Annotated in this window: 10 protein-coding genes; 4 read left to right on the top strand and 6 right to left on the bottom strand. The window is 63.6% G+C overall.

Annotated features, from left to right (window positions below):
* Window positions 1-128 precede the first annotated feature (128 nt).
* Window positions 129-1,727: an L-aspartate oxidase gene (nadB, locus tag CUJ90_RS14350; RefSeq protein WP_073427038.1), complete on the top strand. Its 1,599-nt coding sequence runs from the start codon at window positions 129-131 to the stop codon at window positions 1,725-1,727.
* Between the two features lie 91 nt (window positions 1,728-1,818).
* Here the strand turns inward: nadB and nadC are convergent, their stop codons facing one another.
* The 6 genes from nadC to purN all read right to left on the bottom strand — a co-directional run bounded on the left by nadC (window position 1,819) and on the right by purN (window position 8,727).
* A complete protein-coding gene (gene nadC, locus CUJ90_RS14355; protein ID WP_114163095.1) occupies window positions 1,819-2,718 on the bottom strand; it encodes a carboxylating nicotinate-nucleotide diphosphorylase in 900 nt (299 codons plus the stop codon).
* On the bottom strand, window positions 2,718-3,857 hold the full coding sequence (gene nadA, locus CUJ90_RS14360; RefSeq protein WP_114163096.1) for a quinolinate synthase NadA: 1,140 nt from the start codon (window positions 3,855-3,857) through the stop codon (window positions 2,718-2,720). The genes nadC and nadA overlap by 1 nt, the downstream gene beginning before the upstream one ends.
* Window positions 3,858-3,987: 130 nt before the next feature.
* Window positions 3,988-5,184: a DesA family fatty acid desaturase gene (locus CUJ90_RS14365; RefSeq protein WP_073427035.1), complete on the bottom strand. Its 1,197-nt coding sequence runs from the start codon at window positions 5,182-5,184 to the stop codon at window positions 3,988-3,990.
* Between the two features lie 204 nt (window positions 5,185-5,388).
* A complete protein-coding gene (locus tag CUJ90_RS14370) occupies window positions 5,389-6,744 on the bottom strand; it encodes a mechanosensitive ion channel family protein (protein WP_114163097.1) in 1,356 nt (451 codons plus the stop codon).
* Between the two features lie 73 nt (window positions 6,745-6,817).
* Window positions 6,818-8,077 (bottom strand): RsmB/NOP family class I SAM-dependent RNA methyltransferase, encoded by a 1,260-nt coding sequence (locus CUJ90_RS14375; protein WP_073427034.1) that lies wholly within the window; start codon window positions 8,075-8,077, stop codon window positions 6,818-6,820.
* Window positions 8,074-8,727: a phosphoribosylglycinamide formyltransferase gene (gene purN / locus CUJ90_RS14380; RefSeq protein ID WP_114163098.1), complete on the bottom strand. Its 654-nt coding sequence runs from the start codon at window positions 8,725-8,727 to the stop codon at window positions 8,074-8,076. Before purN ends, CUJ90_RS14375 begins: the two co-directional genes overlap by 4 nt.
* 116 nt (window positions 8,728-8,843) lie before the next feature.
* Between purN and CUJ90_RS14385 the strand changes: the two genes are divergently transcribed.
* The 3 genes from CUJ90_RS14385 (at window position 8,844) to lspA (ending at window position 13,350) form a co-directional block, all read left to right on the top strand.
* Window positions 8,844-9,839, top strand: coding sequence for a bifunctional riboflavin kinase/FAD synthetase (locus CUJ90_RS14385; protein ID WP_114163099.1), 996 nt, complete (start codon window positions 8,844-8,846; stop codon window positions 9,837-9,839).
* Window positions 9,840-10,006: 167 nt separating this feature from the next.
* A complete protein-coding gene (gene ileS, locus CUJ90_RS14390; protein ID WP_114163100.1) occupies window positions 10,007-12,844 on the top strand; it encodes an isoleucine--tRNA ligase in 2,838 nt (945 codons plus the stop codon).
* Window positions 12,844-13,350 carry a signal peptidase II gene (lspA, locus tag CUJ90_RS14395; RefSeq protein ID WP_073427030.1) on the top strand — a complete coding sequence of 169 codons (507 nt, stop codon included), beginning with the start codon at window positions 12,844-12,846 and terminating at the stop codon, window positions 13,348-13,350. Before ileS ends, lspA begins: the two co-directional genes overlap by 1 nt.
* Window positions 13,351-13,444: the final 94 nt, after the last annotated feature.

Consider the following 13,444-nt stretch of genomic DNA (forward strand, 5'->3'; position numbering starts at 1 on the left):
CATCTCTCAAGACGGTCCTATCCTGTTCGGCCAGCTTTCCCTAGTCCGTCGCGGCGCGTATCCTTTCTCGTTTTAGCGGCGAGCAAATGGCGCGCCGTCACGGCAAAACGAAAGACGGAGATGTGGGCATGGAATTCGATGTGGCGATTGTCGGTAGCGGTTTGGCCGGGTTGAGCGTCGCGCTCAATCTCGCTCAAACCCGGCGGGTTGCGGTGGTCGCCAAGCGATCGATGACCGAGGGCGCAAGTGACTGGGCGCAAGGCGGCATTGCCGCGGTTCTGGATTCGGCGGACAGCATCGAAAACCACGTGCGCGATACGCTGATCGCCGGCGGCGGCCTGTGCGACGAAGCCGCCACCCGCTTCATCGTCGAGCACGGGCGTGCCGCGATCGAATGGCTGATCGGGCAAGGCGTACCCTTCACCAAGGACGACGCCGCCGAACTCGGCTTTCATCTGACGCGTGAGGGCGGCCATAGCCATCGCCGGATCATTCATGCCGCGGACGCAACCGGCCACGCCGTGGTCGCCACGCTCAGCGAGCGTGTGCGCCGTCATCCGAACATCACGCTCCTCGAAGATCATTACGCGATCGACCTGATAACGTCGGACCGGCTCGGCTTGCCGGGGCGCCGTTGCCACGGCTTGTACGCACTCGATCTGCAGAGCGGCCGCACCGTCACGATTGAAGCGCCGCACACGGTGCTCGCCACCGGCGGCGCCGGCAAGGTCTACCTTTACACGACCAACCCCGATACGGCGACCGGCGACGGCATTGCGATGGCATGGCGAGCCGGCTGCCGCGTGGCGAACATGGAGTTCATCCAGTTCCACCCCACCTGCCTCTTCCATCCATACGCGAAGTCGTTCCTGATCTCCGAGGCGGTGCGCGGCGAAGGCGGCATCCTGAAGCTGCCGGACGGCACGCGCTTCATGCCGAACCACGACGAACGCGCCGAACTCGCGCCGCGCGACATCGTCGCGCGCGCGATCGATTTCGAGATCAAGAAGCGCGGCATCGATTGCGTGTATCTCGACATCAGCCATCAACCGCCTGAATTCTTGCGTGAACATTTTCCAACGATCCTTGCACGCTGCCTGGAGTTCGGCATCGACATCACCAAAGAGCCCATTCCCGTCGTGCCGGCCGCGCACTACACCTGCGGCGGCGTGGTGACCGATTTGGCGGGGCGCACCGATCTGGCGGGCCTCTACGCGGTTGGTGAAACCTCGTGCACCGGCCTTCACGGCGCAAACCGGCTTGCCAGCAATTCGCTGCTCGAATGCCTCGTGATCGGACGCTCCGCCGCGCAGGCCATCGAGGAAGAAGGCTTCTGTGCAGCCGTCCACGCGCCGCTGCCGGACTGGGACGAAAGCCGCGTATCCGATCCGGACGAGGAGGTCGTGGTCGCGCACAATTGGGACGAACTGCGCCGGCTGATGTGGAATTACGTCGGCATCGTGCGTACCGACAAACGGCTCGCGCGAGCCCGGCATCGGCTTGCGCTGCTGCGCGACGAGATCCATGAGTACTACGCGAACTTCAAGGTGAGCCGCGATCTGCTCGAACTGCGCAATCTGGTCGACGTGGCGTCGCTGATCGTCGACGGCGCACGTTCGCGGCGCGAGAGCCGCGGCCTGCACTTCAGCCGTGATTGGCCCGCGACCTTGCCGAAAGCGCTGCCGACGGTTCTCTCGCCGGAACACGTGCGCAACCGCAACGTGTGATCGATATCGAGCCCGAAATGAAAAGGCCACCGCTGGTTTTAACCGGCGATGGCCTTTTAGCGGTGGATACGGTCGCTTTCGGCGACGCGCGTTAGACGATCCGCATCGAGTAATCCGTTGCGCGTACGTCTTTCGTGAGCGCACCGATCGACACACGATCGACGCCCGTTTCGGCGATCGTCCGCACCGTCTCGAAGTTCACGCCGCCCGAGACTTCCAGCACCGCTCTGCCCGCCGTGATACGGACCGCTTCGCGCATCGCATCGAACGAAAAATTGTCCAGCAGAATGGATTGCGCACGATGGGCCAGCGCGGTTTCGAGTTGCTCGATCGTCTCGACTTCTATCTGGATCGACACACCCGCATTCAGAGCGAGCGCCGCGTCCATCGCCGCGCCAACACCGCCCGCCGCGGCGATGTGGTTTTCCTTGATAAGAATGCCGTCGTACAGCGCGAGCCGTTGATTCGCGCCGCCGCCGACGCGCACGGCGTATTTCTGCGCGAGCCGCAAGCCCGGCAAAGTCTTGCGCGTATCGAGAATGCGCGTTCGCGTATGCGCGATCGCGTCCACATAGCGGCGCGTTACGCTCGCCACACCTGAGAGCAGTTGAAGGAAGTTCAGCGCGTTACGTTCAGCGGTCAACAATGCACGCACCGGACCGCGCAGTTCGCAAACCGTGCTGTCCGACATCATGCGATCGCCCTCGCGATACCGCCACCGCACCTCGATCCGTGGATCGACCTCGTGCATCACCGCGTTGAACCAGGGCACGCCGCACAGCACCGCATCCTCGCGCACAATAATGCGCGCATCGCGCACTTCGTCTGCGGGAACAAGGCGACCGGTCTGGTCGCCGGCGCCAACGTCTTCGATCAACGCATCGGCAACATTGCGAGCCAACGCAGCATCGAACGCGGCGCCGTACTGGGCGTGAATGTCAGCGAACAGCGGCGACACCGCATCGGTCGGATTGCGCTCGATCGCCCCCATTACGCTGCTCCCACGTTCGAATAAAGTTGCGCGTCCCGCGCGAGATCGCCGCTTGCCTGCACGCGTTTCTTGTGACGCGCCGCGAACTCCAGCATTCGGTCGATCGGCAGACGCGCCCGCTCGCCAATTGCACGGTCGACGAAAATTTCGTTATGACCGCGCTCGAGCACCTCGGCCAGGTTCGCGAGACCGTTCATGGCCATCCAGGGACAATGCGCGCAACTCTTGCACGTTGCGCTGTTGCCCGCCGTCGGCGCGGCAATCAAGACCTTGCCCGGCGCGGCGAGCTGCATCTTGTGCAGAATGCCGAGATCGGTTGCCACGATGAAATGCGTCGCGTCGAGCTTTTGAGCGGCGTCGATCAGTTGCGTGGTCGAACCGACCACGTCCGCTTGCGCGACTACATTAGCCGGCGACTCCGGATGCACCAGCACTTTCGCGCCCGGATATTCAGCGCGCAGCAGATCTAGTTCGATGCCCTTGAATTCATCGTGCACGAGACAGGAGCCCTGCCACAACAGCATGTCGGCACCGGTCTTGTTCTGGATATAGCTGCCGAGGTGCCGATCCGGCGCCCAAATGATCTTCTCGCCACGCGCATGCAGATCGGCGACGATCTCCAATCCGATCGACGACGTCACCATCCAGTCCGCGCGCGCCTTGACCGCCGCGCTTGTGTTCGCATACACGACCACCGTGCGATCCGGGTGCGCGTCGCAGAACGCTGAGAATTCATCCACCGGACAACCGAGATCGAGCGAACACGTCGCGTCGAGATCCGGCATCAGAATGCGCTTGTCCGGGCTGAGGATTTTGGCGGTCTCGCCCATGAAGCGCACGCCGGCGACCACCAGCGTTTGTGCCTCGTGATCACGGCCGAAGCGCGCCATTTCGAGCGAATCGGCCACGCAGCCGCCGGTTTCGTCGGCAAGTTCCTGCAGTTCCGCGTCAACGTAGTAATGGGCGACGAGCACGGCTTTCTCGCGCTCGAGCAATGCGCGAATGCGCGCCTTCAACGCCACCTTCTGTTCCGCCGACGGCATGTCGGGCACCTTCGCCCACGCCTGCCCGATTCCGCAGGTGGTGCCCTGCGCCTGTGGCCGGTCGTATTCGACGGTCCTGATCGCCTGCTGATCCATGATCTCCTCTGCCCTCGCTCTGCCGCTGCGGACTGTCAATCGTACGTCGTTGCGGTTTCCGCAGCCCAAAAAGCAAAACCCCGCCAACGCGGGGTTTTGTGACGTAACGAAATTTTAATGGATTTCGGGATCAAGCATAGCGACGCAGACGCATGGCGAATTCTTGCAGCGCTTTAATGCCGCTTTGTTCAGCGCGATGACACCAGTCTTGCAACTGCACCAGCAATTGGTCGCGCGACGCATTCGAGCGCTCCCACATTGCCGCAAGTTCGTTGCGCATGTCGATGTACGTCTTGAGCTTCTGGCTACTCGCGAAGATTTGCGGCAACTGACGCTTCTGCGGTTCGTCTAGACCGGCTTCTTCCTTGTGGAACCAGCTACGCGCACCGCGCATCAACTGGTATTTCTCACGCGCACCCACTTCCTTCAGATGCGCCAGTTCCTGACGATAAGCACGCTTGAGCGCCTTGCCGTAACGCGCCATCACTTCATAGCGATTTGCCAGCACGGCTTGCAGGGTATCCTGGTCGAGCACCATTTTGCCGGTGGTCAGACGCGGCGTAGGCGCGATCTTCTTCACCTTAGCGAGGCGAAACGCCGACATGATGCGGATGTACATCCAGCCGATATCGAACTCGTACCACTTGTTCGAGAGCTTGGCCGAGGTCGCATACGTATGGTGATTGTTATGCAGTTCCTCACCGCCGATGATGATGCCCCACGGAAAGATGTTGGTGCTGGCATCCGAGGAGTTGAAATTGCGGTAGCCCCAGAAGTGCGCGAGACCGTTGACCACGCCAGCTGCCCAGAACGGAATCCACACCATCTGCACGGCCCAGATCGTCAGCCCGACAACGCCGAACAGTCCGACGTTCAGCACCATCATCAGGCTCACGCCGAGAATCGGGTACTTCGTGTACACGTTGCGCTCCATCCAGTCGTTCGGCGTGCCGTGACTGAACTTGCGCATCGTTTCTTCGTTCTTCGCTTCAGTGCGGTACAACTCCGCGCCTTCGAGCAGCACCTTCCAGATGCCGCGCGTTTGCGGGCTGTGCGGATCTTCTTCGGTCTCGCACTTGGCGTGGTGCTTACGGTGAATCGCGGCCCACTGGCCGGTCAGCATGCCCGTGGTCATCCACAGCCAGAAACGGAAAAAATGACTGACGACCGGATGCAACTCCAGCGCGCGGTGCGCCTGGCAGCGATGCAAATAGACCGTCACGCCAATGATCGTGATATGCGTCACGACGAGTGTGTACACCACGAGTTGCCACCAGGAAAAGCGCAGCAGACCGTGGGCAAGGAAATCAAGCAAGGAATTCAACAAGGCAATTTACCTGTGGAACGAGAGACACGAGGCACACGCAAAATTACGCGTGTCAAGAAAGTGAAAGCATACAGCGGGATTGGACGACATTCTACTGGAAGCGTTCCAAGTGTTTGTAACAAATAGGGATTTTTTGCGCCGCATCAACGGGTCGTGGCGCGCCGCCGTGTTCTTCAAGACAGGTTAGCGCGCGCAAATCCCCGTTCAACCGGCCTTGTCGGCCTGGTTGGCAGCAGGAGCGGTTATTGTTACCGGTCGCGACAACGTGTCGCCGACGTTGCCGACAATCCGCACTTCGCGTTGCGCATAAGGGATCGAGATGCCGTGTTCCGAAAAGAGCCGCCAGATGTTCCGGTTGACGGCCGAGCGCACGGCGGACGTACCGGTTGCTGCGTCCTCTATCCAGAAACCCAGTTCGAGATTGATGCCGTCTGCACCGAAGCCTGCCAGATAAGGCGTGGGCGCCGGCTCCTGCAGCACTCGTGCAACGCCTTCCGCGGCTTGGGCCAGCAGCGTCATGGCGTGCTCGACGTCAGATGTGTAAGCGACCTGCACGGCGGCTTTCGCATACCCGCGCGTCAGATAGGACGACTGGTTCTGCACCACGTCTGTAATGAGCTTCTCGTTTGGAATCAGCGTTTCGATGCCGTCCAGTCCGCGCACCACCGTGTAACGCGTGCGGATCTGCGTGACCATGCCTTGCAGGCCGGTCACGTTGATCGTGTCGCCGATCCGCAGCGACCGGTCGATCAGAATGATGAAGCCCGACACATAGTTGCTGGCGATCTTCTGCAGCCCGAACCCCAAGCCGACGCCGAGCGCGCCGCCGAACACGCCCAGCACCGTGATGTCGATGCCGACCAGCGACAGGCTGATCAGCACTGCCGCCAGCACGAACGCCGCGCGGCCGACCCGCGCCACCACCACCTTCAAATTGGCGTCGAGCGTCTTCGCGCGCATCAGGCGGTCTTCGAACGCGGCGCCGAGCCACATCGCGACGATCATCGTCACGCACACCCACAGCAGGCCCGTGGTGAGCGAAAGCAGCGTCAGGTGCGCGTTGGCGACGCGAAACTTCACGCTGGCCATCCACGCGATCACGTCGTCCTGAATGCCCATCACGGTGAGCGCCATCGCGATCCAGACGACCAGCGAGACGATCTTTTCGACCAGAAAGAGCCACGCATGCGTTTCGCCGTCGTGGCTAAAGACCCGCCGCGCGAAGAAAAACACGATGTAGATAAAGCCGATGCCGAAAAGCGGCACCAAAGCCAGATCCAGCAGCGACGTATGCATGAACTGGGCGGTGATCGCCCGCGCGAGCCACACGAGCGCCGCGCCGGTCAGCGGAAAAAACGCGCGATTCAGGCTTTCCGCGCCGAAGCGCAGCGTCTGGTAGCGCGTTTGCCGACGCAGATCGAGCGTCCTGCGCAACAGACGCGCGAGCAGCCACGCCACGGCGAGCGTCGCCAGCAGCACGCCGATTTGCCACAGCATCACCGGCTCGCCGAAATCGCGCGCGAGGTCGCCGAACATATGAGAAAAAATGCGGTTTTGCATGATGTTTACGAATTCGCCGGCGCGCCGGATTCAGGAGACGAACCCGTGCGCGCCGGCATAAAGCGCCTTCCGCTTAGCTCTGGCGTTCGAGCACGGCGGCGAAGAAGCCGTCGGTTGCGTGGCGGTGCGGCCACAGCGACAGGTAATCGCCCATTTCCATGTCGATGCGCTGCTCGGCCAGCACGTCACGCGCGGGCACGAGCGCGAAATCGGGGTGATCGGCGAGGAATTGCTGCACGACCGCTTCGTTTTCGGCTTCGAGGATCGAGCAGGTCGCGTAGACGAGCCGGCCGCCCTTCTTCACCAGACGCGCCGCGCTCGCCAGAATCGACGCCTGCTTCGGCGCGAGTTCCGCGACCGACTCCGGCGACTGGCGCCACTTCAGATCCGGATTGCGGCGCAGCGTGCCCAGGCCGCTGCACGGCGCGTCGACCAGCACACGGTCGATCTTGCCGGCAAGACGCTTGATCTTGGCGTCGTGCTCGCTGTCGATCAACACCGGATTCACGTTCGACAAGCCGCTGCGCGCGAGGCGCGGCTTGAGCTTGGCAAGCCGCCGCTCCGAAATGTCGAACGCATAAAGGCGCCCGGTGGAGCGCATCGCCGCGCCGAGCGCCAGCGTCTTGCCGCCCGCGCCCGCGCAGAAGTCGACGATCATTTCACCGCGTTTGGGCGCGACCAGCGAGCAGAGCAACTGGCTGCCTTCGTCCTGCACTTCGACCCAGCCGTGTTGAAACGCGTCCAGCTTGGTGAGCGGCGGCTTGCCGACCACCCGCACGCCGAACGGCGCGAACGGCGTGGCGCCGCCCTCGATACCGGCTTTCGAGAGCGCGTTCAGCACGTCGTCGCGGCTCGCCTTGATCGGGTTTGCGCGCAGGTCCAGCGGCGCCGGGTAGTTCAGCGCGGCGGCCAGCTGCGCCAGTTCCGCGGCCTCGAAGCGCTTCGACAGCGCCTGATAGATCCAGTCGGGCAGATTCAGGCGAATCCGCAGCGGCAGGCTCTCCGGGTCGATCATCGCGACGTGTTCGAGCCATTTGGACTCGGCATCGGACACGAACGGCTTGAGCGCCGTGCGGCCCGCCGTCTGCATGAGTCCCAGCAAGGCCATGCGGCGCGCCGGACTGCCCGCGCCGCTCTCGGCCAGATGAGCGAATTCCATGCGCCGGCGCAGCACCGCGAACACCGCCTCGGCGATCACGCCGCGCTCGCCGTGTCCGAGCTTCGGATGAGCGCGGAAAAAGCGGCTGGTGGTGGCGTCAGCCGGGCCATTTAGTTTTAGGACTTCGGCCAGCAAAGTCTCAGTTTGTCCGATCAAAAAACCATGCAATCTCATGCGCCCTCTCCGGCGGTGTGACCGGCAAAGAGCCATTGCGGCTCCGGCGGCGTAAGCGTGACACGCAAGCCGTCGAGGGCAAGACGCCCTTCGACGAACCAGCGCACCGCGCGTGGATAAATAATGTGTTCGGTTGCCAGCACGCGTTCGGCGAGCATGGCGGGCGTGTCGCCGGCCTGCACCGGAACCGCCGCCTGCGCGACGATCGGCCCGTGATCCAGCTGCGACGTGACGAAATGCACCGACGCGCCGTGCAGCCGCACGCCCGCGTCGAGCGCCTGTTGATGCGTTTTCAGCCCCGGAAAACTCGGCAGCAGCGACGGATGCACGTTCAGCATGCGCCCGGCGTAATGGTCGACGAAACCGGGTGTGAGCACGCGCATGAAGCCGGCAAGTATGACCAGATCCGGCGAGAAACTGTCGATGAGTTCCGCCAGCGCGGCGTCGAAGCGCTCGCGATCGGGGAACTGGCGGTGGTCGACCACGGACGTGGCAATGCCATGCGACGCCGCGAACGCAAGGCCCGCTGCGTCAGGACGGTTGGCAATCACGGCGGCGACTTGCGCCGGCCAGGCTTCGTTCGAGCAGGCTCGAACGATCGCTTCCATGTTGCTGCCCCGCCCGGAAATCAGGATGACGAGTTTTTTCATCCGCGGATTTTATCATTCGGGGCCACGGAATCCGCGAGGCGCCGCCGTCTCAAGCGCCGAACGTTTATAATCGTTTGTTTTGCGGCACCCCGGCCGCCTATCCCCAACCCGCTATCGTGAGAGTCTTCCGCGGTCTTCCCAATGCTGAAAGCCGTGCGCCTTGCGCACTGACCATCGGCAACTTCGACGGTGTCCACCGCGGCCATCAGGCTTTGCTCGCCCACGTGCGGGCCGCGGCAGACGCGCGCGGCCTGCCTGTCTGCGTGATGACCTTCGAGCCTCACCCGCGCGAGTTCTTCAACCCGGCCGGCGCGCCGCCGCGCATCGCCATGCTGCGCGACAAGCTCGAGGCGCTGCGCACCAACGGCGTCGATCGCGTGGTGGTCGAGCATTTCAATCACACGTTCGCGAGCCAGTCGCCGGATGCGTTCGTGGAACGGATCATCGTCAACGGGCTGCACGCGCGCTGGGTGATGATCGGCGACGACTTCCGCTACGGCGCAAAGCGCGCCGGCGACTTCGAGTCGCTCAGGGCCGCGGGGCAGCAGTACGGTTTCGAGGTCGAGCAAATGGCGACGGTGGCCGATCCGTCCGGCGCGCGCATTTCCAGCTCGGGCGTGCGCGCCGCGCTGGTGGCGGGCGACCTCGATTCGGCGCGCGCCGCGCTAGGCCGCGATTATCTGATCAGCGGCCACGTCGTGCACGGCATGAAGCTCGGCCGCGATCTCGGCTTCCCCACGCTCAACCTGCCGATTGCGCATAAGCGTCCGGCGCTCGCCGGCATTTTCATCGTGCGCGTGCATGGCGTGACGGACGAACCGCTGCCGGGTGTCGCGAGTCTCGGCCTGCGTCCCACCGTCTCCGATTCCGGGCGCGAGCTGCTCGAAGTGCACCTGCTCGATTGGCACGGCGACGCGTATGGCAAACTCGTGCGCGTCGAATTCCTGAAGAAGCTGCGCGACGAGGAGAAGTACGTCGACCTCGAAACGCTGACCGCCGCAATCGCGCGCGACGTCGCCAACGCGCGCGCGTGGTTCGCAGCCGTCGGCGCCGGCACGCCGGGCAGCCGTTCCACCGGTTTCGCCACCTCGGCCACCGACCGAATTAGATAACCGCCGCGGTACGCGCGCGCGCCGCCGGCGCCGCGCGTACCCTCGCCGCGCGCATCGAAGGGCGTCCGTGGATCACGGCACATGCCTGCCGGGCGCGCCCAACGCCCTCGCGCATCGAGCGCAAACCGCGCACGCTGCGCATAGAAAGAATTCACCGCGACCTCATCATGAGCAACAAGAAAGCCGATTCGAAACCGCAGTCACGCTATCCGGTCAACCTGCTCGACACGCCGTTCCCGATGCGTGGCGATTTGCCCAAGCGCGAGCCGCAATGGGTCAAGGAGTGGCAGGAACGCAAGGTCTACGAGAAGATCCGCGCCGCCTCCAAAGGCCGCAAGAAATTCATCCTGCACGACGGCCCGCCGTATGCGAACGGCGACATCCACCTCGGCCACGCGGTGAACAAGATCCTCAAGGACATGATCGTCAAGGCGCGCAACATGGCGGGCTTCGACGCGGTCTACGTGCCGGGTTGGGATTGCCACGGCATGCCGATCGAAATCCAGATCGAAAAGCAGTTCGGCAAATCGCTGCCGGCCGCCGAGGTGATGCAGAAGGCCCGCACCTACGCGACCGAACAGATCGAAAAGCAGAAGGCCGGCTTCCGGCGTCTCGGCGTGCTCGGCGACTGGGACAATCCGTACAAGACCATGAACTTCGCGAACGAAGCCGGCGAAATCCGCGCGCTCGCGAAGATCATCGAAAAGGGTTATGTGTTCCGCGGCCTGAAGCCGGTGAACTGGTGCTTCGATTGCGGCTCGGCGTTGGCCGAAGCGGAAGTCGAGTACAAGGACAAGACCGACCCCACCATCGACGTGCTGTTCAGCTTCGCCGAGCCGGAAAAGACCGCGCAAGCCTTCGGTTTGAACGCGCTGCCGCGCAACGAAGGCGGCATCGTGATCTGGACCACCACGCCGTGGACCATCCCCGCCAACCAGGCGTTGAATCTGCATCCGGAAATCGTCTACGCGCTGGTCGATACGCCGCGCGGCCTGCTGATCCTGGCCGCGGAGCGCGTCGAAGCCTGCCTGCAGCTATACGGCTTGCAAGGCTCGATCGTCGCCACCGCGCCCGGTGCGAAGCTCGCGAACCTGCGCTTCAATCATCCGCTCGCGGCCGCGCATCCCGGCTACAAGCGCACGGCGCCGGTCTATCTCGGCGAGTATGTGACGACCGAAACGGGCACGGGCATCGTGCACTCGTCGCCGGCCTACGGCGTGGAAGACTTCGTGTCGTGCAAGGCCCACGGCATGGCCGATTCGGACATCATCAATCCGGTAATGGGCGACGGCCGTTACATCGAATCGCTCGCGCTGTTCGGCGGCCTGTCGATCTGGGCGGCCAATCCGCAGATCGTCGAAGCGCTGCAGGCGGCCGGCTCGCTGCTGCGCACCGAGAAATACACGCACAGCTACATGCACTGCTGGCGCCACAAGACGCCGATCATCTACCGCGCGACGTCGCAGTGGTTCGCCGGCATGGAGGTCAAGCCGAACGACACCGACAAGACGCTGCGCGAAACCGCGCTCGAAGGCATCGAGAACACCGCGTTCTACCCGTCGTGGGGCAAGCAGCGTCTGTTCAGCATGATCGCGAATCGCCCGGACTGGACGCTGTCGCGTCAACGTCAATGGGGCGTGCCGATGGCGTTCTTCGTGCACAAGGAAACCGGCGCACTGCATCCACGCACGCTGGAGTTGCTCGAAGAAGTCGCGCAACGCGTCGAGAAAGCCGGCATCGAAGCGTGGCAAACGCTCGATCCGCGCGAACTGCTCGGCGACGACGCCAACATGTACGAAAAGAACCGCGACACGCTCGACGTCTGGTTCGATTCGGGCACCACGCACTGGCACGTGCTGCGCGGCTCGCACAAGGACGAACTGCAATTCCCCGCCGATCTGTATCTGGAAGGCTCGGACCAGCACCGCGGCTGGTTCCATTCATCGCTGCTCACCGCCTCGATGCTCGACGGACGCCCGCCGTACAACGCGCTGCTCACGCACGGTTTCACCGTCGACGGCGAAGGCCGCAAGATGAGCAAGTCGCTCGGCAACGGCATCGACCCGCATGATGTGGCGAACCGGCTCGGCGCGGAAATCATCCGGCTGTGGATTGCGTCGACCGATTATTCGGGCGAACTGGCCATCTCCGAGGAAATCCTGAAGCGCGTGACGGAAAGCTATCGCCGCATCCGCAACACGCTGCGCTTCCTGCTCGCGAACCTGTCGGACTTCGACTTCGCGCAACACGCGCGTCCGCTCGAAGACTGGCTCGAGATCGATCGCTATGCGGTGGCGCTGGCGGCGAATCTGCAGAACGACATCCTCTCGCACTACGACAAGTACGAGTTTCACCCGGTGGTCGCCAAGCTGCAGACGTTCTGCTCGGAAGACCTCGGCGGCTTCTATCTGGACGTGCTGAAAGACCGCCTGTACACCACGGCGGCGGATTCCGTCGCGCGCCGCTCGGCGCAGACCGCGCTGTATCACATCGCGCACGGTCTGCTGCGTCTGATGGCGCCGTTCCTGTCGTTCACCGCCGAGGAGGCATGGAAGATCTTCTCGCCGAACAGCGAAACGATCTTCACGGAAACCTACCACGCGTTCCCGCCCGTGCCGGACGCCGGCGCGCTGCTCGACAAATGGACGCTGCTGCGCGCCGCGCGCGGCGACGTCACGAAGGCGCTCGAGGAAGCGCGCGTGGCGAACCTGATCGGTTCGTCGCTGCAGGCGGAAGTGGAAATCCGCGCGAGCGGCGCGCGTTACGATGCGCTCGCAAGCCTCGGAGACGACCTGAAGTTCGTGCTGATCACGTCGGCGGCGAACGTAGTCAAGGTTGACAGCGAGGCCGAGGAAAGCGTCGACGTGATCGCCTCGGCATACCTGAAGTGCGAACGCTGCTGGCATTACCGCGCGGAAGTCGGCGCGAACGCCGAGCACCCCACGCTGTGCGGGCGCTGCTTCAGCAATCTGTTCGGCAACGGTGAAACGAGGAGCGCGGCATAATGGCACGAAGCCTGTCGAAATCGTCGTCCGCAAGCGGTTCGCTCGCACCGTGGCTCGGCGTCGCGCTGATCGTGATCCTGTTCGATCAGCTGACGAAAATCGCGGTCCAGAAGGTGTTCGCCTACGGCGTCGCGCACGAGGTCACGTCGTTTTTCAACCTGATCCTCGTGTACAACCGCGGCGCCGCCTTCAGCTTCCTCGCGATGGCGGGCGGCTGGCAGCGCTGGGCGTTCACCGCGCTCGGCGTGGTCGCGGCGCTCGTGATCTGCTATCTGCTCAAGCGCCACGGCGCGCAGAAGCTGTTCTGCACGGCGCTCTCGCTGATTCTCGGCGGCGCGCTCGGCAACGTGATCGACCGGATTGCGTACGGCCATGTGATCGACTTCCTCGATTTCCATGTGCGCACCTGGCACTGGCCGGCGTTCAACCTCGCCGACAGCGCGATCACGATCGGCGCGGCGCTGCTCGTGATCGACGAGTTGCGCCGGGTGCGCGGTTCGCGGTAACGCCGCGTCGGTCCGCGAACGGGCGTCCTCGCAGCACGCTCCGTCCGCGCGTCTGGTCTGACTCGGGCGAATCGCGGCGGTGCGCTGCAAGCAC

It is taken from the genome of Paraburkholderia terricola (assembly GCF_003330825.1).
Taxonomy (GTDB): Bacteria; Pseudomonadota; Gammaproteobacteria; order Burkholderiales; family Burkholderiaceae; genus Paraburkholderia; species Paraburkholderia terricola.